The organism is Prevotella sp. E15-22 (genome assembly GCF_023204875.1).
GTDB lineage: Bacteria > Bacteroidota > Bacteroidia > Bacteroidales > Bacteroidaceae > Prevotella.
In genome coordinates, this window is the sequence record NZ_CP096247.1 from 2,015,336 (window position 1) to 2,041,739 (window position 26,404).

At 43.5% G+C, this 26,404-nt stretch carries 21 protein-coding genes; 6 read left to right on the forward strand and 15 right to left on the reverse strand.

Translation table 11 applies throughout. From position 1 onward, the window contains the following. Position 1 precedes the first annotated feature (1 nt). A complete protein-coding gene (locus M1D30_RS08270) occupies positions 2-1,156 on the reverse strand; it encodes a glycosyltransferase family 4 protein (RefSeq protein ID WP_248502863.1) in 1,155 nt (384 codons plus the stop codon). Between the two features lie 98 nt (positions 1,157-1,254). On the opposite strand from M1D30_RS08270, the gene M1D30_RS08275 reads away from it, so the two are divergent. Genes M1D30_RS08275 through M1D30_RS08285 form a run of 3 tightly spaced genes read left to right on the forward strand, consistent with a single transcriptional unit; the run spans position 1,255 to position 3,911 of the window. Further along, positions 1,255-2,154, forward strand: a complete 900-nt coding sequence (locus tag M1D30_RS08275; RefSeq protein WP_248502866.1) for a glycosyltransferase family 2 protein — start codon at positions 1,255-1,257, stop codon at positions 2,152-2,154. A gap of 8 nt (positions 2,155-2,162) precedes the next feature. Then, positions 2,163-2,753 (forward strand): DapH/DapD/GlmU-related protein, encoded by a 591-nt coding sequence (locus M1D30_RS08280; protein ID WP_248502868.1) that lies wholly within the window; start codon positions 2,163-2,165, stop codon positions 2,751-2,753. A gap of 33 nt (positions 2,754-2,786) precedes the next feature. Further along, the gene (locus tag M1D30_RS08285) at positions 2,787-3,911 is read left to right on the forward strand and encodes a glycosyltransferase family 1 protein (RefSeq protein WP_248502871.1); all 1,125 of its coding nucleotides are present in this window, start codon (positions 2,787-2,789) and stop codon (positions 3,909-3,911) included. A gap of 30 nt (positions 3,912-3,941) precedes the next feature. Here the strand turns inward: M1D30_RS08285 and M1D30_RS08290 are convergent, their stop codons facing one another. The 4 genes from M1D30_RS08290 to M1D30_RS08305 all read right to left on the reverse strand — a co-directional run bounded on the left by M1D30_RS08290 (position 3,942) and on the right by M1D30_RS08305 (position 8,749). Further along, positions 3,942-4,298, reverse strand: coding sequence for a hypothetical protein (locus tag M1D30_RS08290; RefSeq protein WP_248502873.1), 357 nt, complete (start codon positions 4,296-4,298; stop codon positions 3,942-3,944). Between the two features lie 67 nt (positions 4,299-4,365). Continuing rightward, positions 4,366-4,683: a winged helix-turn-helix domain-containing protein gene (locus M1D30_RS08295; protein ID WP_248502875.1), complete on the reverse strand. Its 318-nt coding sequence runs from the start codon at positions 4,681-4,683 to the stop codon at positions 4,366-4,368. A gap of 112 nt (positions 4,684-4,795) precedes the next feature. After that, positions 4,796-6,556, reverse strand: coding sequence for an aspartate--tRNA ligase (aspS, locus tag M1D30_RS08300; protein WP_248502877.1), 1,761 nt, complete (start codon positions 6,554-6,556; stop codon positions 4,796-4,798). Between the two features lie 90 nt (positions 6,557-6,646). Then, on the reverse strand, positions 6,647-8,749 hold the full coding sequence (locus M1D30_RS08305; RefSeq protein ID WP_248502879.1) for a glycoside hydrolase 43 family protein: 2,103 nt from the start codon (positions 8,747-8,749) through the stop codon (positions 6,647-6,649). A gap of 161 nt (positions 8,750-8,910) precedes the next feature. On the opposite strand from M1D30_RS08305, the gene M1D30_RS08310 reads away from it, so the two are divergent. Then, a complete protein-coding gene (locus M1D30_RS08310; RefSeq protein ID WP_248502881.1) occupies positions 8,911-10,056 on the forward strand; it encodes a glycoside hydrolase family 88 protein in 1,146 nt (381 codons plus the stop codon). A 71-nt stretch (positions 10,057-10,127) separates the two neighbouring features. Next, entirely contained in the window at positions 10,128-10,514 is a 387-nt protein-coding gene (locus tag M1D30_RS08315; protein WP_248502883.1) for a DUF1573 domain-containing protein, read from the forward strand. Positions 10,515-10,587: 73 nt separating this feature from the next. Here M1D30_RS08315 and rny read toward each other — a convergent pair whose 3' ends face one another. From rny to M1D30_RS08335, 4 genes are all read right to left on the reverse strand, one after another. After that, positions 10,588-12,129 carry a ribonuclease Y gene (gene rny, locus M1D30_RS08320; RefSeq protein WP_248502885.1) on the reverse strand — a complete coding sequence of 514 codons (1,542 nt, stop codon included), beginning with the start codon at positions 12,127-12,129 and terminating at the stop codon, positions 10,588-10,590. Positions 12,130-12,168: 39 nt separating this feature from the next. After that, complete coding sequence (locus M1D30_RS08325) at positions 12,169-12,465, reverse strand: cell division protein ZapA (protein WP_248502887.1); 297 nt, start codon at positions 12,463-12,465, stop codon at positions 12,169-12,171. Between the two features lie 15 nt (positions 12,466-12,480). Then, positions 12,481-12,777 (reverse strand): hypothetical protein, encoded by a 297-nt coding sequence (locus M1D30_RS08330; RefSeq protein ID WP_248502889.1) that lies wholly within the window; start codon positions 12,775-12,777, stop codon positions 12,481-12,483. A 79-nt stretch (positions 12,778-12,856) separates the two neighbouring features. Continuing rightward, positions 12,857-13,477, reverse strand: coding sequence for a hypothetical protein (locus M1D30_RS08335; protein ID WP_248502892.1), 621 nt, complete (start codon positions 13,475-13,477; stop codon positions 12,857-12,859). Between the two features lie 98 nt (positions 13,478-13,575). Here M1D30_RS08335 and rfbA point away from each other — a divergent pair, with 98 nt between their 5' ends. Continuing rightward, complete coding sequence (gene rfbA / locus M1D30_RS08340) at positions 13,576-14,451, forward strand: glucose-1-phosphate thymidylyltransferase RfbA (RefSeq protein ID WP_248502894.1); 876 nt, start codon at positions 13,576-13,578, stop codon at positions 14,449-14,451. Positions 14,452-14,484: 33 nt separating this feature from the next. Here the strand turns inward: rfbA and M1D30_RS08345 are convergent, their stop codons facing one another. The 6 genes from M1D30_RS08345 to M1D30_RS08370 all read right to left on the reverse strand — a co-directional run bounded on the left by M1D30_RS08345 (position 14,485) and on the right by M1D30_RS08370 (position 26,338). Then, entirely contained in the window at positions 14,485-17,031 is a 2,547-nt protein-coding gene (locus M1D30_RS08345) for a M6 family metalloprotease domain-containing protein (protein WP_248502896.1), read from the reverse strand. 142 nt (positions 17,032-17,173) lie between these two features. Then, on the reverse strand, positions 17,174-18,505 hold the full coding sequence (locus M1D30_RS08350; protein ID WP_248502899.1) for a hypothetical protein: 1,332 nt from the start codon (positions 18,503-18,505) through the stop codon (positions 17,174-17,176). Between the two features lie 50 nt (positions 18,506-18,555). Then, positions 18,556-19,905 (reverse strand): DUF4302 domain-containing protein, encoded by a 1,350-nt coding sequence (locus tag M1D30_RS08355; protein WP_248502901.1) that lies wholly within the window; start codon positions 19,903-19,905, stop codon positions 18,556-18,558. A 67-nt stretch (positions 19,906-19,972) separates the two neighbouring features. Next, positions 19,973-21,202: a substrate import-associated zinc metallohydrolase lipoprotein gene (locus M1D30_RS08360; protein WP_248502903.1), complete on the reverse strand. Its 1,230-nt coding sequence runs from the start codon at positions 21,200-21,202 to the stop codon at positions 19,973-19,975. Positions 21,203-21,215: 13 nt separating this feature from the next. Further along, positions 21,216-22,943: a RagB/SusD family nutrient uptake outer membrane protein gene (locus tag M1D30_RS08365; protein ID WP_248502906.1), complete on the reverse strand. Its 1,728-nt coding sequence runs from the start codon at positions 22,941-22,943 to the stop codon at positions 21,216-21,218. A gap of 23 nt (positions 22,944-22,966) precedes the next feature. Then, a complete protein-coding gene (locus M1D30_RS08370; protein WP_248502908.1) occupies positions 22,967-26,338 on the reverse strand; it encodes a SusC/RagA family TonB-linked outer membrane protein in 3,372 nt (1,123 codons plus the stop codon). Between the last annotated feature and the right edge of the window lie 66 nt (positions 26,339-26,404).

Here is a 26,404-nt window from a genome sequence, read left to right on the forward strand (position 1 = left end):
CTTATGAATCTAAATCCGAAAAAAGAAGTCTCCACCTATCAGCAATTTGATTGATATTGAATCGCTTCACATTTCTTTGAGCTGCCTGCGACATCGTATTGCGCATTTGTTCATCTGAAATCAGACGAGAAATGGCATTTTCCAACGCATCAACATCACCGTTCTTCACCAACAAACCATCTTCACCATCACTAACAATATCTTTGGGACCACATGGACAGGCAAAGGAAACCACGGGCAAGCCACATGCCATGGCTTCTACCAATACCATACCAAACCCTTCGAAGCGAGAGCTAAAAACAAATAATGAACTGTTGGCGTATTCAAGCTGGATATTAGTTGTTGGTCCATTCAAATGACAACGACCAGCATCAATCCCTAACTGTTTCATCAATTGCTCGTAAGGAACACGATCGCCATCACCAAAGATAACCAACTGCCAATCAGGATGTTCCTTTTCAACTTTCGACCAAGACTGAAGCAAAAGATCAAAGCCTTTCTGATAGACATAACGGCCTACAGCAATGACACGTTTTTCTGTAAGAGTACTGAACTGGTTAGGAACGAACGAGAGAGGATCTGGTATTACACTAACATTTGTCAGTTCCAACCAAGCCAATCTATCCTCATTTGTCAATACAATAAATCTATCTAGTTTTTTCAGCTTTGTAACCAAGCTATGCATCCAGAATTTAGCGAACAAGTTCTTGATGAGATTCGAATCACCAGCCTCAAAGTTTCGATAGTTAGCGCGATTCACATGCAATTCACCAATCTTCTTACTTCCATCCTTAATATCATTGAGAAAGTTAATTTCACGACGAAGCAAACTGATTGTGAAATCAGGATGAATTCGCATTAATTCGGCCTTAACAAGTCTTTTATATCGGCGTTGTTTCTTCAAATAAACGAAGATCTTCTTGAGGAAAGAGCACGTCCACAACTCCTCGAAATTAATATCAAGATTGACAACCTTTATCTTAGGTGAAAGCGAATAAAAGAATGGTTTATCTTTGCCTTCGGTCAGAATAATGGTAATATCATATCCAAAGTGCTCAGCAAAATAATTGGCCTTGAGCGTAAGTACACGCTCTACTCCTCCGGCCATATATAAAGCTGGAGTCAGGTAAACCAATTTATATTGCTTTTCATTCATCGAGTTAGGTTTTATGTTGCAAAAATACAAAATAAAACGGAAACTACTTTGATAATCGAGAGAAAAATATTACTTTTGCGAAAAATATAATTCTACAGATGCCCAAAGTTAGTGTCATATTGCCGGTATATAATGTGGCTCCCTACTTGGACGAGGCACTTAAATCCTTAGAGAATCAAACTCTGAAGGATATTGAGATTATTGCCGTAAATGATGGCTCTACAGACAATAGTGAAGAGATACTAAAAAAACATCAAGAAACAGACCAACGCATAAGATACTTCAACCAAGAGAATCGAGGACAATCGGCAGCGCGCAACTTGGCAATGAAATATGCTAAAGGAGAATATATATACTTCATGGATTCTGACGATGTGATTGACATAGAGGCATTACAAATATGTTACAATCATGCTAAGACGACAAATGCGGATTTTATATTCTTCGATGGAGAAACCATGTTGGATGAAGGTGCTCAGCCTCTGTCATGGGATTATAAAAGAACGAATCTAGTTAGCGACGATAGACAGGATGGACTGAAGTTACTTAATAGGATGCTGGATAAGGAAAAACACAATTGTGTTGTGTGGGTTTTATTTATCAAACATGAATATTTACGAAACATTCAATTAAGTTTTTATCCAGGCATCATACACGAAGATGAACTCTTTACGACCTTATTAACTTTGCAAAGCAGTAACATCTTTGCACTAAAGAAGTCTTTCGTAAAACATCGAGTAAGGAAAGCTTCGACAATGGGCAAGCATTATTCAAAGTATAATCTTAATTGCTATCTGACGGTCATAGATGAACTTTTCAGATTTCAAGACTCGCCCATCATCAGGAAATTTGCTCGCTACACACTGAGTAAGGTATTCTATACTGGCCACGTAATACCACTAAGCGAGAAATTTGGCGTATTTTGGCGCGCGATAAAGTCAGGCTATCTGAGATATATTGGATGGAAAGCGACAATGGTGTTTTGGCTGAAACGATGAAAATAACTATGAATAAAGAAGGATTCAGACAACAAATGAAGAATAGTCCACGGTTCAAGCGCTTGCTGGACTACCTCATAATGAACCAACGGGATGCACGTCCACGATGGTATATCAGATTATTGGCTCCATTGTATCAACATCGGGGACGAGGCTCTAAGATATATTGGTCGGTGAGGATGGACACCCCACCCTATAGAAAATTCTCGTTGGGAAGGCATAGTGTGGTGGAATCGTACACGTGTGTCAACAATGCGGTGGGCGACGTGGTGATTGGCGACTATACTCGCATAGGTATTCACAACACGATTATTGGTCCTGTGACCATTGGAAGTCATGTGAACCTGGCACAGGGTATCACCGTAACGGCGCTGAATCACAACTTTGAGGATAAGAACAAGCGCATTGACGAGCAAGGCGTATCGACCAAGCCAGTGGTCATTGGTGATGATGTGTGGATTGGAGCGAATGCCGTGATATTGCCAGGCGTTACCATTGGAAAGCATGCAGTGGTGGCTGCTGGAGCTGTTGTTACGACAGATGTTCCTGAGAACACCGTTGTTGGCGGAGTGCCTGCCAAAGTCATCAAGAAACTATAAGAAAGAACGAACAACCTTTAATCTAAGAGAGACATGAGAATCGGTATTGAAGCACAGCGCATCTTCCGCAAGAACAAACACGGCATGGACTATGTGGTGCTGCAGGAGATATTGCAACTACAACAGATGGACCATCAGAATGACTACTATGTGTTTGTCAAACCAGGTCCTGATCATTGCGTTAAGGATTCGAGTAAGGTGCATATCATTGAAATTGACATGCCTACGTATCCTCTATGGGAACAGTATGCCTTGCCAAAAGCAGCCAAAGAGATTGGGGTTGACATCCTGCACTGTACCAGCAACACGGCACCAATCCACTGTAATATTCCAATGATACTAACCTTGCACGACATTATATTCCTGGAACCACGTGACAAGAAGAACAAGTCGCTGTATCAGAACATGGGATGGCTATACCGCCGACTGGTGGTGCCACGTATTCTTCATAAGTGCAGACGAATCATTACCGTCAGCGAGTTTGAGAAGAACAATATCATCAACAGGCTGAATATTTCAGAACGACGAATGGCGATGATATATAATGGCTTCAATGATTGGTTCAGACCTATTGATGATGAAGAAGAGAAATATAAGAACTATATGCCTGAAAAGGGCTTCCTATTTTTCTTAGGCAACACAGACCCGAAGAAAAACACGGAGCGAACACTGGTGGCTTATTCAAGATATTTGGAACGGTCGGAAGTGAAACGCCCCTTGCTGATGGCTGATTTGGACAGGGATTATCTGAATGGTATTATTAGCAGGAACCGCATAGATAATGTGCGCGAGAAAATTTTTATGCCAGGATACATACCTAACCAGGATTTACCTTATATATATAATAGTGCGTTTGCCTTCCTGTACACATCGCTCCGTGAGAGTTTTGGAATCCCTTTACTTGAAGCTATGGCTTGCGGCACGCCAGTGGTTACAAGCAACACATCGTCAATGCCAGAGATTGGTGGTATTAATGCGATACAAGTGAACCCAGAGAATGCCGACGAGATAGCAGATATGCTCATCAAGTTGGAGAACGATTCTGAATTCTATCGCCAGCAAAAGGAATGGGGAATGGCCAGAGCTGAACTATTCTCGTGGAGAAAGACGGCCGAGCAATTGCTTGACCTATACCGAGAGGTTTATATGGAAAGATAAACACTCGAAAACAAGGCGGGAAAAAGATAATCAAGAGAAAAATTCGTCGAACAAATTGAGCGAGAGGTCTTGTTGCGATTTCTCCTCTTCTTCTTCATCTTCTGTCATCTCCTCTTCACGGAAATCCAGCATCAGCTGACGGGCAACGGCATTATTACCGGTGTTTAAACGATAATAGCCACGACGACCTGTGCTTTCGATCAGCGACTGTGAAGATTTGGAATTCTTGAGCAGATACTGCTGTACCATACGATACACCTCCTGCATATCGGGCTGAGAAAACAGGGTGCAGTTCATATTATATATGTTCTTGGCCAACATGGACACACTGATGCCACGCTCACCTACCTGAGAAAGAATATGTAATATCTGCTCTTCGTATGTCATATTACTAAAAAAGGTCGGTAAAACACATTGCTTACCGACCTTTTCTTATTGTTAAAATGCTCGTCTCTTAGGCAAGAACAACCTTATTGTTGTCTGCGCTCAGGAGCTTACCCTCCTTGAACAGCCAGCCGAGACCCAGCAAAGTCTCCTCTTCAGAAATTTTTGCAGCCTTAGCAATCTCCTTTACAGTGAGAGCTTTCTCTGCTGCTGCCAGCGCCTGATAAACATCTCCAGCCTTAAAACCAATGTTCTCAGCATTTACTGCTACTGTGGCCTTGTCTGCCTTCACGGCTGCGACCTTCTTGGTTGTTGACTTCTTTGCTGCAGGAGCCTTAACTTCCTTTGTCTCAGCAGCCTTCTTTGTTGTAGCTTTCTTTTCTGCCATAATACTTGAAATATTAATACTATTGAAGTTATATATTCAAATCTGTTGGCAAAATTACTACATTATGTTAAGAAAACTAGCTAAAAGATAACGGTTTCTACTAAAATTTTAACTATTCTTGACGTAAGTCAATCTGCAAATTCAGCTCCTCTAACTGTTTGGGATCCAGTTCTCCAGGAGCATCGAGCATCACGTCGCGACCACTATTATTCTTGGGGAATGCAATGCAATCGCGAATGCTGTCGAGACCTGCCATAAGACTCACGAAACGGTCGAGACCGAAGGCGAGACCAGCGTGAGGAGGTGCTCCATACTTGAAGGCATTGATGAGGAAGCCAAACTGTGCCATGGCGCGCTCGGGGGTGAAGCCCAGAATCTGGAACATCTTCTCCTGAAGTTTGCCATCGTGAATACGGAGTGAACCACCACCGACCTCAACGCCATTGCAAACGAAGTCATAGGCCACAGCACGTACTTTCTCGGGAGCACTGTCGAGCAATGGAATATCGTCGGGGTTAGGCATTGTGAACGGATGGTGAGTAGCCATAAGGCGCTGCTCCTCATCGCTCCACTCGAACAAGGGGAAGTCGACAATCCACAGACACACGAACTTATCCTTATCGCGAAGTCCCAGACGATCGCCCATCTCAAGACGAAGGGTGCAGAGCTGCACACGGGTCTTATTGGCATTGTCGCCAGAAAGGATCAGCACAAGATCGCCATCCTTGGCACCCATCGCCTCTTTCACCTTCTGCCATACCTCGGGCTCGTAGAACTTATCAATTGATGACTTCACAGTACCATCGGCATTGAACTTCACATAAACCAAACCCTTGGCTCCTACCTGAGGACGCTTAACAAATTCGGTGAGCTGGTCGAGCTGCTTGCGGGTGTAATCAGCGCAACCAGGCACACAGATACCACCAATATAGTTGGCCTCATTGAATACGGGGAATGTGCCTGTGCCCTTGAGTACGTCCATGAGTTCCACGAACTCCATGCCGAAACGAAGATCGGGCTTATCGGAACCGAAGCGACGCATAGCCTCGTGCCATGTCATACGCTGAAGGGCGGGCAACTCGATGCCACGAATCTCCTTGAACAGATGACGAGCCAGGTCCTCGAAAATCTGAAGCACATCTTCCTGCTCGACAAACGACATCTCACAGTCAATCTGAGTGAACTCGGGCTGACGGTCAGCACGCAGGTCCTCATCGCGGAAGCACTTGGCAATCTGGAAATAACGATCGAAACCTGAAACCATCAACAGCTGCTTCAAGGTCTGAGGACTCTGGGGCAGTGCATAGAACTGACCGGGATTCATACGACTGGGCACCACGAAATCGCGAGCACCCTCGGGAGTAGAACCGATGAGGATAGGAGTTTCTACCTCAATGAACTGCTGAGCATCGAGGAAGTTGCGGATGAGGATAGTCATCTTATGGCGCAACTCGAGATTCTTGCGAACAGCCGAACGACGCAGGTCGAGATAACGATACTTCATGCGGATATCATCGCCACCATCGGTATTATCCTCAATGGTGAAAGGCGGTGTGAGACTCTCGCTCAGGATATTCAGCTCGCTCACCATAATCTCGATATCGCCAGTGGGCATCTTGGGGTTCTTGGCCTGACGCTCGCAAACCTTACCCTTAATCTGAATACAGAACTCGCGTCCCAGTTTGTTGGCACGGTCGCAAAGAGCCGTATCGCCAGATTCGTCGAATACCAACTGTGTGATTCCATAGCGGTCGCGCAGGTCGACGAAGGTCATGCCTCCCATCTTTCGAGTGCGCTGCACCCATCCAGCCAATGTTACCTCCTGGCCGGCATCGGTGAGACGAAGCTCACCACAAGTTTTAGTTCTATACATATTTTATTTTATGTTTTTTCTATTGAGGTGCAAAGTTACATATTTTTCCGTAATTTACGCCAACTTTAACTGCTAAAAAATAGAAAAAGATTATTCTTCCCAATGTAGTACGGCGCCATTACGACGGGCAGGGTCCGGGCCGGTGTAGTCCATTGAATAGGGACTGCCCGTGGTGGGACTCTTACCAAGATAACGATGACTCGTGAGTGAGAGGAGCATGAAGTCGTGGTCAAGATAGTCCTGCCAAAGGAATTCCTCGGCTTCTTTTGGGTCGGTGGTGAAGCGTACATCACCAGGCAATCCCTCGCCATAGACCTTGATATAACGGCCATCGACACACTGAAGGACAACACGTCCCTGCTGACGGTCAATCACACGGAACTTGGTCAAGTCACTCTTGTCGCCAGCATGGGTATCATATAGCAGGCCATGCTTCAGAGCAATGGCGGGTCGATTAGTTGACTTATTAATGATGCGGATAGTCTTTCCATAAGGAATATTCTCATGGCGATCGGCGCAAGGCTCCTCCACGATAAAGTTGTCAAACTCGGCATATCCGCCATTCTTTCCCTTGACATTAAAGGCAAAGAGCGCATGGCGCGAGCCCTGGAATGTGATGAGCTGATAGGTCAACGGCATCATACGGCCGAGGGTCTTATACTCCTTGCCATCAAGGGAATAGGCGTATTGGGCTTGATCATTATCGTACTCGCCAATGCAGCGAAGCCATAGTTTTGACAGACTGGGAATAGCCACATCGATGGTATCGTTGGTCATCTGTTCGAAGCAACGAAGGGTGAGGTTCTTACCATTCTTCACAACACCAATCCACGAGCAAGGCACGTTGATATTACCAAGACCACAGACATCGCCATCCTTCATTCCCTTGACACTGAGTTCAACGGTAGCGATGCTCTTGGGACCAACAACGCGCTGTGTCAATGTGTTGCGAGCCCACATCAACTGTTCGGCAGGCATTGTATTCAGACGGAGCTTGCCTCCCTTCAGACTCCACATCTTTTCCTCTGGATTATGGTTCCACTGCCATACGCGACCCAAGGTCTTGCCATCAAAGTTCTCACAACGGTTATATGGCGCATGAGTCAATGTTTGTTGCTGTGGCGCAGCAACAGACTGGGTTGCGGGCTTGAACCACGTGCGAGGTGCACGACCGAGATTACCTTCCAAGCCGACCATGGGCCATCCGTCTTTCCATGTCATGGGCATCAGGCAGACTGTTCGGCCAACAGAATGGAAGTCCTGCATAAAGAGGGCCCACCAAGAGCCATCGGTTGCCTGAACGATGCCACCCTGATGGGCATTATCGCAACCTGTGGCATCAGGGCCGGCATGCGACACGCCAAACTTAGTGCCATCGTCACCGATACGATACTTAGTGCCGCGTGGTACTATCGTACGGTCGACTCCATGATAGCCATAGGTCTCGTCGGCCTGGATGACACGTGTCTCGTATGGTCCCCAGATACTCTTAGAGCGTGAGCAGAGTGTACGACCGTTGGGAGAGTAATCGGTAGAGATGAGATAATACATACCGTTAATCTTATACATGTGATGGCCCTCGCCAATGCCTGCGCCTTCGGGTATAATCACACGGTCGCTACCCTCTACAGGACCACTCATATCGGGTTTCAACTCTGTGCAATGTACCTCGCCATACTTATGAATGGCATAAATCTTTCCATCATCATCAAACAGCACGCCGAGGTCGTAAATATTTCCTTGCATGTTGTGATGCTTCCATGGACCTTCAATCTTTTCACTGGTATAGCACTGCAAACCTTTGCCATTGACATTTGAGAAGACATAGAACATGCCGTTGGCATAGCGGATGCAAGGGGCCCATATGCCCTGACCATAAATTTCCTGATGATTTTTTAAGGCAAACTTGTCGTCGGCAAAATCAAAGCGATCAAAGCAATAACTGACGTTCTCCCAATTCACAAGGTCTTTGGAATGAAGAATAACAAGGCCTGGCACTGAGTGCATTGTAGTGCCCGCCAAATAATAGTCCTCACCCACACGGATAACATCGGGATCGGAGAACTCATCGTAGAACAAGGGGTTGGTAAACGTGCCATTACCATTGTCGGCTGTCCACGACGAAGTTTGGGCTGTAGCATTTAGGGCGGCACAAGTCAAAAGACTTGCACACCATAGTTTGAGGTTGTTCATTGTTATGATGTTTATTATGTCATTTTACTGCCACAAAGGTACTGCTTTTTATTTAATCGCACAAACACTTAGACGCAAAATAGCTTATTTACGGATATTATTTGGTGGTTTAAGGACTTATTAGTAACTTTGCGGCACAAAATCTAAAAACTAAAACAAAAATGAGAAAAATAGCTGCTCTTTGGGGTGCGTTGATGACGGCTGCAACACTGTCGGCCCAAAATACGGCTCAACAGGTGCTGAGCACTACCCAGAAGGTGAACGACTACTTCATGTCGAAATACGCCGACCCTACCCTACCAACGAATGTTAAGAAGGTGAGACCATCAAGTTTATGGACACGCGCCGTCTATTATGAGGGACTTATGGCACTTAATGATATAGACCCACAGCAACGCTACATGGACTATACCGACCGCTGGGCCTCGTTTCACCAATGGACACCAAGAAATGGCATCAAGACTTGTGACGCTGACGACCAGTGCTGCGAACAGACATACTTGATGCGTTATACACAGAACAAGAACGAGAAGATTCTATCCACCACGCTGCAGAACTTGGACCAGCAGATGGAGAGGGCTAATCCGAAGAATAGCTCTATATATGGCTGGTGGACATGGATAGACGCCATCCAGATGGCAATGCCTGTATATATGCAGGTTTACAAGATAACGGGCGAAGAGAAATATCGTGACCACGCCATGCAAATGTATCGCTGGAGCAGAAACGAGTGTGGCGGTGGACTCTTCAACGAAAAAGACGGACTGTGGTGGCGTGATGCCGACTATGTGCCTCCTTATAAAGAGCCTGACGGCAAGGACTGCTATTGGAGTCGTGGCAATGGCTGGGTGTATGCTGCCTTGGTGCGCTGTATGAACCAGTTGGACAAGAAAGATAAGGCTTATAAGGAACTGAAGAAGGATTTCCTTATGATGAGCGAGGGCTTGAAGAAATGCCAACGCGAAGATGGTTTCTGGAATCCTAGTTTGGTGTCTACAAACTATGCCATGACGGAAGCAAGTGGTACTGCGCTTTTCCTCTACGGCATGGCATGGGGCATTCGCAACGGACTACTTAAAGCGAAAGACTATCGCGAAGCCTGCGACCAAGCTTGGGCTGCCATGGTGAAGACCAGCGTTCATAGTGATGGTTTTCTTGGGTGGATGCAGGGCACAGGAAAGGATCCTTCTGACGGTCAGCCATTAAGCTACACCCGTGTGCCCGACTTCGAAGATTATGGCACAGGATGCTTCTTATTAGGAGCGACAGAGTATTATAAACTACTAACTAAATTTAAAAACTCCTAAATTAGCACTTTGTTTTATTAACTTTTTTGTACTTTTGCGTCAAATAATTAGAAAACATAAACGAAAACGATATGAAGAAACTCATTCTCTTTACAATGATGCTTATTAGCGGCATGACCGCAATGGCACAGCAGCCAGCCGAGATTAAGTTCGACACGCTGACTCATAACTTTGGAAAGTTCTCAGAGAAAGAACCCGTGGTAAACTGCACCTTCAACTTCACCAACGTTGGCGAGCAGAACCTGATTATCAATCAGGCTATTGCCTCTTGCGGATGCACAGTGGCAGAATACACAAAGGATCCTATTAAGCCAGGCGAGAAGGGACAACTGAAGGTAACTTACAACGGAACAGGCAAGTTCCCTGGACACTTTAAGAAGTCTATCACCGTTCGCACGAATGGTAAAGTGGAAATGACGCGCCTCTATATCGAAGGTGATATGGAAGAAGCAAAATAAAGATAGAATAAAAACAAAAAAATCAGGCAGTCGTTTGACTGCCTGATTTTTTTATCAACTAAACAATTGCTTATTACTTTGCATAAGCAACGGATCTTGTCTCGCGGATAACGGTAATCTTCACCTGACCTGGATAGGTCATCTCATTCTGAATCTTTGTTGCAATCTCTCCGCTCAGTGCCTCGGTCTCAGCATCGTCCATCTTGTCGGCACCGACAATGACACGAAGCTCACGACCAGCCTGGATAGCATAGGTCTTGGTAACGCCAGGATAGCTCATGGCAATAGCCTCAAGGTCGTTCAGACGCTTGATGTATGCCTCAACAATCTCACGACGGGCACCAGGACGAGCACCACTGATAGCATCACATACCTGTACGATAGGAGCCAACAGCGTCTGCATCTCCATCTCGTCGTGGTGTGCACCAATTGCATTACAGATATCAGGTTTCTCCTTGTACTTCTCGGCAATCTTTGCGCCATAAAGTGCGTGAGGCATCTCACTCTCCTCATCGGGCACCTTACCAATATCGTGGAGAAGACCAGCACGCTTAGCTTTCTTGGGGTTCAAACCAAGTTCTGAAGCCATCACTGCACAGAGATTAGCGGTCTCACGAGCGTGCTGCAGCAAGTTCTGGCCATAACTTGAACGGTATTTCATCTTACCGATGATACGTACCAACTCAGGATGCAAACCATGGATACCCAAGTCGATAGCTGTACGTTTACCAGTTTCGATAATCTCGTTGTCAAGTTGCTTCTTCACCTTGGCAACCACTTCCTCGATGCGAGCGGGGTGGATACGTCCATCGCTCACCAACTGATGGAGTGCCAAACGACAAACCTCACGGCGAACAGGATCGAAACCACTGATAACGATGGCCTCGGGCGTATCATCAACCACGATTTCCACGCCGCAAGCTGCCTCAAGAGCACGGATATTTCTACCCTCACGACCAATAACGCGGCCTTTCACATCATCGTTGTCAATATGGAAAACAGACACACTATTCTCGATGGCTGTTTCTGTAGCCACACGCTGAATGGTCTGGATAACAATCTTCTTGGCCTGAGCATTGGCGTTCAACTTAGCCTCGTCCATGATCTCGTTGACATAAGCGGCAGCATCGGTACGAGCTTCGTCCTTCATGGCTTCCACCAAGCGGTTCTTAGCCTCCTCAGCGCTCAGTCCAGAAAGTTCCTCCAGTTTCTCACGCTCCTTCTGCTGCATCTTTCCCAACTCTTCCTGCTTCAAGGCCAAAGCCTTCTTCTCGTTGTCAATGCGCTGTTGCAGGTTGTCAAGCTCGTTCTTACGGCGTCCGAGTTCATCCTGACGCTGATTCAGAGAGATTTCACGCTGCTTCAAACGGTTCTCACTCTGTTGGATGTGCTGGTTGCGCTGCTGCACCTCCTTTTCGAGTTCACTCTTCTTGTTGAGGAACTTCTCCTTAACCTCCAACAATTTCTTTTCTTTGATGACGTCTGCCTCTTTTGTGGCAGCATCAACCATGGCGTTGTATTTTCCCTTGATAACCTTCAGAAATACAACATATCCGCATCCCACGCCCACAATAAGCGTAGAAACGGCTATTAAAATAACATAGATAATGTCCATAAATAATATATATAGGTTGTTAATATTCTACATCTTTGTTTACTTCAACGCGTCCTCGATTTCGGAAGTTAACTGAGAGAGAATATTATCATAAGGCTTAGTGTCGTTCTTTGCCAACTCCTTTTCATAGCGCAAAGCAATCTCAATAAGAGTCATCAGAGCGATGGTATGATCACTCTTGCGGCCACGGTAAACCTGTGCATAAGCACCATAGCGTTCGGTGATAAGTTTGGCCGCTGCACGATAGTACTCCTCATCCTCACGGTTGTGGAGCTTCATTGCAATTTCTTCGTCGTAGACGTGCAACTTTATATTGAGTACACTTTCCTCTGCCATTTATCGTCTCGTCTGTTACTTCTCGTCACTCAGGACGGTAATACATTTATTGACCTCGCGAATCAACTTAGCCACCCGATCCTTGGCACCTTCCAAGTCTCCATCGGTGATTTCCATCATGCGGGCCATCTTCAACGACTGATAGTCATGCTCCTGCTGTGCCAGTTTTGCCTCGAGCTGCTTGATGCGCTTATCGCTCTCGTCCATCATCGCATACAAATCTGAATTCTCCTTTTTCAGTTCTTGAAACCGAAGAATCATCTGCCGTATACGGGTCTGAAACGTGGCTAAAACCTTTTCATTCTGAGTCATGCCTATACTTTTATTCCACAAAAGTAAACAAAATTAATTAAAATGCCCACTTTCGCTCTACATATTTAATATTTATTAATCATTTGTCGGCTGTTTGAGGCTGCTTTTCTTTCTTTGCCAGCATCACAACACGATAAACAAAATCTGTGGTCCACTTCTCTGAGAAGCCAAGACGCTTGTCAATCTCACGAATTGAGACGATTGTTTTCAGGACGCCTGCGTCCTTATAATCGTTCTTATTAAAGATATCGTGAACGGTCTTCTCTGTTGCTGCATAGATGGCCTTCTTGAAGAAACCAGGCAAACGGAGTTTAAACTTCATCAGATTGCCCGACAACATCATCACATCCTGAACAAATGTCTGGAACTGCAGCAGATAGGTCTGCACATCTTGAATCTTCTTACAACGACGATGGATGCTTTGATCAATTTCCTTAAAAAACTGATCATCCATCTCGTAGAGTTCCTTCAGCATCTTCTTGCAACGTGCCTTCTCACCAATACCCAGTTTTCCGCCCTGAGTAGGCACACGAAGTGTTGTTTTAAATACACGCAAGTCGGGCAATGCGTTTAGATTCGTGATGCCCAAATCGGCCGCCATCACAGCCTGAAAATATACACGGATAAGTGTCATGAAATCCTCCATGCCACCTACCTTCTGTTCCTCCTTTTTTCCTAGGATTTTACTTATAATACTCATTTCTTTAACGTTAAATTCTAATATTTGCGTGCAAAGTTACGAAATTATTCAAATATTTCGTATATTTGCAAGCGAAATTGTACTAAAAACGAGAAAAAATGAAAGGCATCGTATTAGCGGGAGGCAGCGGCACACGCCTCTACCCCATCACCAAAGGCATATCGAAGCAACTAATTCCTATCTTCGATAAGCCGATGATTTACTACCCTATATCGGCATTGATGCTGGCTGGCATCCGTGACATTCTTATCATCTCGACCCCCTACGACCTACCAGGATTCCAACGCCTGCTGGGCGACGGTCGTGATTTGGGCGTTCACTTTGAATATGCCGAGCAACCATCGCCCGACGGACTGGCTCAGGCATTCATCATTGGCGAGGAGTTTATTGGTGACGACTGCGCCTGCCTAGTATTGGGTGACAACATCTTCTATGGTTCAGGCTTCAGCGGTTTACTACGCGAGAGTGTTGAAAACGCCGAGAAGAATGGATTGGCCACTGTCTTTGGTTATTATGTCAACGACCCTGAGCGCTATGGCGTGGCGGAGTTTGACAAGGAAGGTAACTGCCTGAGCATTGAAGAGAAGCCACAAAATCCGAAATCAAACTATGCTGTAGTAGGTCTCTACTTCTATCCAAACAGTGTGGTAAAGATTGCCAAGAACATCAAACCAAGTGCTCGCGGTGAGTTGGAAATCACCACCGTCAACCAAGAGTATCTGGCACAGAAGAAGCTGAAGGTACAGACACTTCAGCGTGGCTTTGCATGGCTCGACACTGGCACACACGATTCTCTGGCCGAAGCTAGCACCTTTATTGAAGTCATCGAAAAGCGACAAGGCTTAAAGGTGGCATGTCTGGAGGAGATTGCCTACAAACAAGGTTGGATTAACAAGGAACAAATAAAAGAACTGGCCAAGCCGATGCTAAAGAACGGCTATGGCCAGTATCTGATGCAACTCGCAGAGGATTAATCTGCAGTGCTTATCCCTATAGAAGGAAGGTCTTTACTTAATGAAGACCTTCCTTTTTTCTTGTCCCTGATGAATGATATAGAAGCCAGGCTTCGTCATATTCTGCACACGACGGCCATCTAGAGTATAGATAGAGGTCTGCGTATCATTATTTTCAGAAAAGTTAATACTATTCACGACAGATTCTACGGGTGTATTCAACAACGCAAACTCTTTATACAAGACTCCTTGATGGTTACAAACAGTCAGGATTCCCGTAAAATCATATTTCTGACTTGTACCTCCTTGGGGAATAGTTACATCATTCAATCCAAAAGTATTGAAGACACGCAAACTATTGGTACCATCAGTAATAAATGACACGCCTCTCATATTGGTCTTAACCTGTCCTCCAACAATAGTAATTAAATTTGCATAATAATCATCTGTGACATCTCCAACATTCAAGACAGCAGGTTGTGGTACATTCTCCTCTTCTTTACATGAAACAAAATTCTTGTTTGTATCAATTAAAAGCATAAGTAGCATATCTGCTCTTGTATCTTTATAGCCGTAAAGAGAACCATTTACGACATCCCCCTGCTTCAAGTTCATTTGATTACCTACAACCACAAGACTACCTGTTGAATCACGCAAATATACATCAGACCCATGCACATACAAAACCTGAGCATTATTAAGTTTAAGTACGCCAGCATTATTAGCCATATCCTTGAACAACTGGATGCTATTAAATTCTTCCATATCACGAACTTGCACAACTACAGAGTCTGTCAACTGTACATTATTATTTGCTACGATAGAAATAATAGCCGTTCCTGCGCTTTTTCCTGTTACCAAGCCATTCTCGTTGACAGTAGCCACATTCTCATTGCTGGAAGTCCATACTAACGAGCATGGAGCTTCCTCTGGATAACATTCCACAGTCAACGCATAATCCAGTCCAACATTTACGCAGACAGTATCAGGGAGATTCACACTGGTAAGCACGTTTACGTCAACCACATCAAACGAAATTACACCATTAACTTCGGCAATATTATCTAGTCCCCAAGGAGATTCCCTGCCAGCCCATGTTTTGAGATTCGCTGGCGAAGTCGTGTTATTAAGTTTTCGCACCTTTTTTTTACCAGGAAAAGGATCCGAGGATGAAGCGGAGCCCTGTACTCCTCCTGCACGTAACAACTCAAAATAATTATGCACAGGATTAACATTAACTTTATTGTCATTCCACACACCAACATTCGTTCGATCAACACGGAACACCAACATACCATGTCCAGGTGCATACAGATTCCATTTATCCTTTTGGCGATTCTCCAAAAGGAAATACTCGTTATTCTGACGGGTATTTAAACGAAAACCTGTATTGGAAGATACATTCTGCAAAGTATACGAGCCTTCGCTATCTATCAGCACCGGTTCAGCAAAACCTATAGCACTGCGTTCATAAAGCGTATAACCCACAGGGGTGCGGCTATAATTGTGGTAACTACCACCAGCCATAATATCCCAATCATCAGGATGATTACTCTGGCCGCCACTTCCCTCGTAGTCCGTATCATAGAAATCCGGCAGACCTAGTACATGACTAAACTCATGGCAAATAGTTCCAATACCGTCAATAATGTTTTGTGTTTGCGTAGAAGGGCCATACAACTCTGTTGAACAAGCATAACGTCCCATCCACACACCATCCTTATTCACATAAGAGTATGTCTGAGGATTATACACTTGACCAGCATGAGGCCAGATAAGACGTTCATCACTTCCGCCGAAATTAGAGCCATGACCTGCAAAGATGAAATATATCATATCCACCATGCCATCTCCATCACGATCATAATCACTAAAGTTCACTTTAGAATCAGCAGCGGTTAATGCATCACAAACCACCTGAGCAGACTTTTCCGTTTGCCTTGGATAGTACTGGCTTCTATTGATTTTCACAGGTCCGACCACATCAAACTCAGGTTTAAAAAGGCCACCTGAAATATCATTGAAGTAGTCGCGAACGCTACCTGTAAACGGATATTGCGTACTGAAGCCAGAATAATTCTCTGCATTAGCGATATCGTTGGCAATAGAATCATAGTCCGAACGCGAGAAACTCTTATCATTGAATTCCACCAAAATAATAAGTCCACGAAAATTGTTATAATCATATTGTGCTGCACGATTATGAGTCTTCTGAAGAGTTTGAGCTCGTCTTGACAACTCCCTACTTTTTTCCTCAGCAGCATTTTTTGTCATCTCAGGAGCAAGATACTTCTTAACGCCATCTAGATATGCCTTTTCTGATAAAGATCGTTCATTTATATCATGAGCAATAAGTGCAGTCGGTAGCAATTGACCATTTTTTAAATCCGCATAGACATAACCACCCTTATCATTCTTCGTAATAGAATAGCCATCCTCAGTCGTATAGTAATTCATATACTCATCACCATGCAAACTAATAGTAACAGTTGTACCATCAGGTTGCTTAATCTTTACTGCACCTTTATATGCAGGAACAGCTCTCACATTTTGAATGCCAAATGTGATGGCCAGAGCAAAAAAAATGAATATTTTCTTCATAAATCTAGTATTTCGGCTGACAAAGGTAACACTTTTTATCAAAATAGCCAAATAATAAGTTCAAATTGTTACAAACATACAATTACAAAAAGGGAAGACTTATAAAAAAGCCTTCCCTCATATATAAAAAGGTAGTTTATGATTACTTCACAAAGAACTTCTTGCCATCGCGAACAACAAAACCCTTCTGATTAGAATTAACTTTCTGACCATTCAGATTGAATGTTGCGCCAGCATATTTAGCATTCTGCTCTTTAGCGATATCATTAATACCTGCATAAACGGGTTCATATGTGATAGTGATTTTCATATCAACACAGTTCATCATTCCTCCATTACCATATGCAGCATCCTCAAAGACATAATCACCATAGCATGTTCCTGCGGTGTTCTCAATCGTGGTAGTCTCGTCTGCATTATCTGTAATCTTATAGGTTGAAACATAATCATTATCCTTATTGAAGCCAGTAAGCTCTCCATTTGTCTGAACAAGACCAACAGTTACAACATCTCCAGGATGTGTTTCTGTTCGAGATTCATCATTATAGAAATTATATCGAGCAACAAACTGATTTTCAATTACATCTGCAACAGACTGATCATCATCTCTTACATCAAACTCAATCCATGCTTTCTGGCTCTCAGGGTCACAACCTTTTATGTTATATACGCCATCACCCAGATATACTTCCACATTACCAGAGTAATTATACTGTGATCCGTAATAGCTGGTGCATGACACAGTACCTTTAGAAATATACTGATTCATATCATCTTTAGGAGTCAGATACAAACGACGTGCTACATAATCCTCATCAAAAATATCGGTCTTGGTTTCATCCTTCTCAAACAAGGCGACAGTTGAGGGAAGATAAAGCTCATTTGTTTCTGCAATATAATAGGCGCCAAATGTCTTCTCACCCAAGCGATAAGGAGTGTAATTACTAATATAGCAGGGTTCAAGTACTAGTTCTACTTTTTCTTGAGTCTCTTTATTAGTATAAACAGCAATCTGACTTGCAGTGAAAGTAATTGAGTCAATACCCTCACCATATTGACTAGGAACAGTCTCTACTACACCCTCTACATAACCCAAGTTTGCGAAAGGTGCAAGATAAGCCTTACCATCTTTTACAAGGAAACTAGCGTCACTATACATAATTTGAGGAATAAAACCACCCAAAAGGGTTGTATAGTGATATGTCCAACTTGAATAAGAAGGAATCAACTGAGGCTCTGCTTCCTCTGCACGATTTGATTTCAAAATCTGTCCTACCTTACGCGTCATGTTGTCCGTAGAATAGAAAGCATTCATTGCTGCCATCTTCTCTGACATATTCTTAAATGCGCCAGGAGTAGTCATTACAACCTTTTTGTCATTAATCAAACCATTTTTTGAATCATGGTTACGATTCATTGCTGATGCACTTACAGCTACAAGTGCGACAGCGGCAACAAGTAAAATCTTCTTCATAATTACTTTGTTTTTAAATTAATAAAAAATATCTAAAATGTTCATACGCGTTATTCCACAATGGGTTGCAAACGCAACCTGATAGCATTACCACTCTCAACAGGATTCAAGACAGCACTTGTCGGACGGAAATAATCATTTGGCACAATATCATACGAGCCATAAATGGTCTCAGCAAACTGCTCACACAATTCTTTCAGATTCGTATCCTTAAACATTTTCATATTCTCCGTCATGTGCTCATTACCAAGATTAACAAACTCCACCTTACCAAACATTTGTCTATTAATTGCCATATCAATATAAGGCTTATACTGTGGTACACGTCCCATCTTCTTTGGACCATGAACATACAAGAACAAACCAGGACAAACTTTTGTGGTATTATCGTCTTGGAGTTCATTTGCATGACCTATCAAGATACTATCTAGAACGTAAGCATTATTAACCTTTTTAACTTCTGCTTCCATTTGTTGATAAAGAGCTGTTTGCTCTGGCGTAAAACTTTCGGGATCAATACGCCAATCTGAAGGACCATTAATGATATAAGTATCCCAGCATGCAATAACTTTCACCTTTTTATCCTCACTCTGTAAGCAAGTCTGATCATCAGATATTGAAAATTCTTGGAAAGCAGCATCTCCCAACGAATCTGGACGTTCAAGACGGAAACCCTTAGGTGTGAATACACACTTAAGCGTCTTTTTCTGAAGAGGGTCTTGAATACGCTCTGCATAGGTGAACAATCCCTTATTAAGCTCTGTAAAGAACAAAGTATCTGCACCATTAACAACATAATAGTCATTCAAAGTTGATGTCGTAATACTTTTCTTCATATCCTGAGTATCGTTAATATACTGCTGCCAGGGACGATCACAAGGAACAAAACGAGTTATAGCACCATGACGTTCGCCATAAAACTGAATATCTGTGTCACCAAGTTTCTTCAGAACAAGATTCTGGTCACCATACATACCCTCACCATTATTAACAAGCTGACCAGGAGCCTTAGTAGGATCCACAGGGTCGACAAAAACAGTAAGAATATCGTTCCATGTGTTAAACGCAAGTACAGAACCTTCTTCTGCCAACATATCATAATAACTGGTATGCTCAGTGTATTTTCCGGCATTACCATTACGCAAGAACTTATGGTCACTTGCCAAAGTAACAGTACCATTATTATTAAAACGACCAAAGAGGTTGAAGCCCTCAAAGTTATAGTCATCGGTACCTGCTACAAAATACTGGATAACCCAACCATACTTATCTGCAGCACTCTGAGCAACAAGACGATTTTTGATAGTTTCATTCTGATGGGTAACGCGCAACGATGCACTCTCATCAAAATACTCGTCCTGTTCAAAAGAACAACTAGTCGTGAGAGCAACCGTCATCATTGCGACCGGAAGTGCGAGAAATAATTTCTTATATGTCATAATTATCTTTCTTTCTGTGATTCAACGTTTATTTCAAATCATAAATGGTCACATTGTTCTTGACGTAGTCATTCACCTTGTCCTGACGTTCGCGAACCTCTTTACGAAGTTGGAACAAATCCAATCCCCACTTCTCCTTATGCCATTTCTGGGCAATCGATATTTTCTTAAGGATTGCATTAATACCTGCAGCCTTATCTTCTTTATCAAGCTGTACCCATTTATCCAGATAGTCCCTAAACGAAGTAAAATCCTTAACTTTCTCAAATTTCAAAGAAACCTCACTCTTTGAACGAGCTTCGTCTAGATGGAAACCTGGAACAAGACGAGTACTGTCATATTCACCTGTCTGTTCATTCAATGCACTCTCTTTATAGATTGAGAATTTATTCCATACCATATTAGGATCGTCAAAGTTGCGAATACCAAGAGAGTCTATCAACTCATACACGGCTTCCTTATCACCAGTCTTTACGCCACCATTCAGACAAGCCTCGATAATAGTGGTCATCCAACGGTAGTCGGTGTCAGTAATTGTGCAAGACAAAGTCTCCACAAAATCCTCATAGGTTGCAGAAGAACCATAATGAGTCAAATAACCCAGCATATGAGTCTCAATAGAATCACGTTTCTGCCAATCGCGAGGCTGATAAGTACCAGATGTAACCTGACCGAAAGCAACAGGATAACTCTTTGTCTGATGCAGGATATGCGAGAACTCATGGTGCATAACGTGGAATTGGTCCTTATTCAATTGATCCATATCAGCATCTGTATATGGTGACTCAGGAGTCCAATACTTCATGTTGTTCACATTAATCAGCGTAATCTTTACACCTGCCGATGCATAACCCAACGTCTCTGTACCAGTAGACGGAGCATAAGCAGCAGAACCAATGTAGTGGAACATACGCGGGCCATACTTCTTCATGAAGTCATCACCACCATACTTATTATATACATCATAGAACAAGTACTTGATAAAATGACTTAACAACTGCGACTTCTTGTAATCGGCGGGAGTCAGCTGATAATCCATACTCGAAGCCGGAAGATTAAACTTATACTGAATCTCCGTGTTATAAGGCACCACGAAGTTATCGTAGAGCCACTGATCAAAGGGAGCCGTAGCAGAAGTTGTATCAACAGCCCCCGTTGTTGTATCAAAGATGGTGCTTGTAAAATCATCATCATTGCTACATGATGTCATGACGACACCCATGCTAGCAGCCAGGAAAAAATATAATATCTTTTTCATCGTAATCTAATTATTATTTTGACTGAAAAGGAAGAGGTGTTGACTCAAGAGCATGATTCTGGTAACCACCACCGCCAGATCCACCCATAGCACCTGTACCACGGTTTGAAGGATAGCCAGCCTCCATTACATTGTTAGGCACCTGAAGTACACGGCGGGGGTCATTGTAAGTCAAGGAATCTGTATGGATTTCATCCTCATTAGCACCACGATAGTGGTGATAAACAGTTATACCATAACGCTTGATATCATACCAACGCAAGCCCTCAAACATAGTCTCAATACGACGGAAGTGCAGGATACAATCAAGTACTGCCAGATCATCGCCTGTCAGAACCTTCTCAAAGCCCATCTCTGCAGGATGAATAGCGCTGACATAATCATCGTGCTTACCATCATGAGCATACTTGCCCTTAATTCCTGATAAACTCAAAGCACTCGTTACACCATGATAGGTTGTCCAAAAGCCAAGGTCTTGGATAGCACCAGCCTGATCTCCCTTATAGAGCTTTGCCTCAGCACGGCAAAGCAGGGTCTCATCGGCAGTAAACGGCTGATAGAGCATGTGAACATATCCAATACCAGCAATCTTGTCGGTATACTCGAAATACTCGTAAACGCGGAACAACCAAACGCCAAATTCCTGACCACCAAAGATGAACAGGTTACTGTCGAAGGCGGGCAACTGACCACTCCAGTTTGGACCACCACCATCGATGAGTGACTTCAACGTTGAAGGAACAGTCCACTTACGTCCATCATTATCAGTAAACACTTTACCATTATTGATAGCGAAACGACATGCAGACAACATACGGTCCTGAACAGAGTATGTAGACTGAATCAAGAAGTTACAGGGAGCCTGATGATCATTAAACCAGTTCAAACGAGAGTCCATCGTGTTGGTATTAATGGTATTCCACTTACGCAACATAGATGAAGGATTTGTACCCAATGCCTGATCAGCATAGTAGATAACCTTATCATAATCACGCTTATACAGATAGAAACGAGCTGCAAATGCATTAGCTGCATTTCTGTTAAAGTGATATGCTACCACCTTATACTTAGAATCATCAATCAAGTCAATACCCTCAAGAAGATCCTTCTCAATCAAATCATAAGTTTCCTTCACACTGTGCAAGAACTCAGATGTCGTATAGTCCACATGCACCGTAGTCTCTGGTTTTGTTACATAAGGAATACCACGATCAGCAGCACTCATTGTCTCATCCTTATAAGCCTCAGCAAAAGTATTCACCAAAACGAAATGCAGATAAGCACGAAGCACGTGAGCCTCACCCCATGAATGAGCCAATTCCAAATCGTTGGCAGGATCGTCACTCATTTCAAGCATAGCACGAATAGCGTGATTACATACTGAGATACCAGCATAATATGTCTCCCACACCTGATTAGGCGTATCCTGCTCACCCATAGAGTAGTTATTAATATCCTTCCACTGGTAAGCCTCTTCATGCCATTTACTTCTTGCGTCATTGTGAGTGGCAGGAACCACCACGTTATCGTCAATGTAGTTATCACCCGAAAGCTCACACAACAGAGCCGGTGTCTCTTGAGGATAAGCCGACACAAGCAGTAATCTTACCTTTTCGGGACTATCAATTTCTGTACGGTTATCAGGCACCTCGTCCAATGCATCGAAGCAAGAAGTAAGACTTGCTACCATCAAGAACAGAGCGATGGCCTTTATACCTTTATATATATAGTTCTTTTTCATAATTAGTTAAATGCTGATTTATTTTAGAAAGCCAGACGAACGGTTGCTGTGAACTGTTTAGAGATAGGTGATGCCACACCACCAGAGTTAACAAACTCAGGATCCTGACCGTTCAAATTCTTGTCGGCATAGAGCAGGCATAGGTTGGTGGCAGCCAGTTTCACAGAAGCATTGCTTAAGAAGCCACTCTTAGAAACCCACTGTTGGGGGAAAGTATAAGTAATAGCAACTTCCTTCAGGCGAACAAAGTCACCCTTAGCAATACGAGCCGTAGAATAGTTATAGGCATTGTATGCCTGTGAAAGGGTTGTACTACCATAACGATCAAGCTGATTGCGTGAAGCAATAACAGGAATGTTGGTTGTCAACTCATCACCAGGAGCCATCCAGCGGTTTTTAAAATCACGAGGCAGCGCTGAAAGATCTGAGTAGCTTGAACGGAACACAGGGTCCAGACGCACCACATTACCACCAGAATAGGTGATGAATACATCCAAGTTCAACTTACCAGCTTTATCAAAGGTATAGGTAAATGAGTTATTGAACGAACCATACCAAGTTGGATCAGTTGGCCCCTCGTAAACCAAATACTTAGTAATATCCTGTGTCTCCTGGAAGTTAACATCTCCCATAGTAGATACACCTTTCTCGTTAATCACCTTAGGCAGACCCTCTGAAGTCAGACCATCAAACTGATAACTAAAGAGCGCACGTACGGGATAACCCTCTACGCCATAACCCGTACCAGTTACCAAGTCAACCACACGACCAGCGGTCTTCAAGTTAGTAATTTCGTTCTTAGCCTTTGAATAAACCAGGTCAGAGGTCCACTTGAAGTGGGCATTCTGAATATTCACTGTAGAAAGACCAAGTTCCACACCATTAGACTTCATGTCGGCAACGTTGGCATACTTAAAGGTTTCGCCACCACCACCTTGTGTAAAGGTCTGACCAATCAGGTCGAAGTTATTACGCCAGTAGACATCAGCAGTCAAAGCAATACGATTATTGAGGAAACCTAAGTCTACACCAATATTAAACTCGTGCTTCTTCTCAAAAGTAAGCTCAGTGTTTGCAATCTGATAGATATAAATCTCGGGTTCACGAGTAGCAGTTGTTGGACGCCATCTATTACGTGTTTTATAGATAGCCGTAGCATTTGTCACCCATGAAGGACCTGTATCGGCAGTCAAAGAGTAGCTTCCGCGGAACTTAACCTGTGACAACCAACTAGAGAACTGCTGCATAAATGGCTCACTTGTCATGTCGTAACTGGCACTGACATTCCATGTAGGCAACCAGCGAGAAGATGTTGCCTTACCCAAGCGGTTGGTTCCCTCATAACGCAATGTACCGTTGATGGTATAACGCTGCATCAAGTTATAAGCCAACTGACCATAGAAAGCCAAGGTATTATTCTGTGTGAAGTTCTCACTGAAATAATCAGTATTCTCCAAGTTCATCTGCTTCATCCACAGATATGGCGTATCCGTGATACCACCATAATCATAACGGTATCCCCAACCAGTCCAGGTATTTGCAGTACGGCGCACCTTTGAAAGCTCCGTTCCAGCCAAGGCGTTAATTTGGTGTTTATCGCTGAAATTGCCACGATATTCTGCCATAGCACGATAGAAATACGAACGCATCACATCATCGTTCTGATACTTGATACCACCATTAGGAAGTATAGATACAGGCAGAGCCAAATCATCTTCAGGATCCGTGAACAACAGACTGTTGTTATCACGAACAGTTGAATTATCGTCAGTTGCGTCAACACCTGCACGATAAGCATTTGCCTGGTTTGACTTGTCCATCACATTATGATGACGACGAGTATGAGAGATACGTGTTGAAATCAAGCCACTCAACGTCAAGCTGTTTTCTTCAGTCTGAATAGGCTTATACTCAACCTCACCACGATACATCAACTCATTCACAGAAATATCATTGTAGTTGTACTCCAACTCATCAAAGATATTAAAGCCTGTATAGAAACGAGTATAATTAATATTAGGATCCAAGCATCGGCTAGTATTCAAGGCGTAACTGAATGGGTTAATATCAAAGTCACGCTTTACCTCACCAGTAACAACGTCAGTTGTTTGATTCAAAGAACCTGGAGCCTCCTGAGAACGATGGCTACCCTGAGCAGCCAACTTCACTGTCAAATTCTTACGAATATCATAAGAAGTATTGGCATTAAAGGTATAACGTCTTACTTTACTGCGGTTAACATACTGACCAGGATCATTCATTAATGACATAGACAAGTAAGTCTGAGATTTCTCTGTACCATTTGAAACAGAAACTGAGTGATTCTGAGTCACGGCACTCGAGAAAAGCAAATCAAACCAGTCTGTGTTACGGAATTCAGCCTCCTGCAGATACGCATTACGTGCTGCTTCAGTATTAATAAGACCAAACTTACCAGAGGTCTCATCATACTTACGAAGCTGCTGGAACATATAGCCATAAACACCTGTGTTCTGTGCATTGGCCATGGTCTCAATCTGCAACCAACCCTTGTCAGCCATTTCCTTATAAACACCCATCATCTCCTGAGAGTTCATAATGTTATAATCACGGTAGCTGGGTTTTAAACGAGTAGAGAACTCACCTGTATAATTAACAGAAGCACGACCCTTCGCACCACGCTTGGTTGTAATAACAATCACACCAGCCATTGCGCGCGCGCCATATATAGAGGTAGCACTACCGTCCTTCAGAATCGTAAATGACTCAATATCATCCGAGTTAAGACCGGCTACTGCTGATGAGATCAGGGTTTTAGCATCACCAGAAGAAAGTTCGTCTGCTGACACGTCAACGTTATCCTCGTATATCACATTATCGATAACCCAAAGAGGCTTTGAGTTACCATAAATAGATGTTGCACCACGAACACGAATTTTAGGAGCAGCACCAAAAGCACCACTCACATTGGTTACCTGCACACCTGCAACACGACCTTCCAAGGAACGACTGACATCAGCCATACCTGAAAGCTTTGCCTTATCAGCGTCAATTTTCGTAGCAGAACCGGTAAACATACGCTTATCCTGCTTAATCACACCTGTAACAACAACCTCGTCAATAAGTTTAGCATCAGAAACAAGCGTTACCTTCATGCCATTCTTAGGTGTAAGGCGTTGTGGTTTATAACCAATGTAACTAAACTCCAACTTTTTACCTGCTGGAACTGAAATAGTGAACTTACCGTCAATGTCGGTAGTCAATCCCTGTGTACTGCCTGCCACCTTCACAGTGGCACCGATAATCGGTTCTCCGTCATCCTGCGAGACGACCGTACCCGAAATCTTGTTCTGCGCTATTGTAACTCCCAATGAGAGGAATAGGCCTACCAAGAATGCTGTTAGTCTTTTCTCCATAAAATCTCAATAAATCTTTTCAATCTTTTACCGTTCTTATGTTTGTTTTTAAAATCTCTTAGTTTA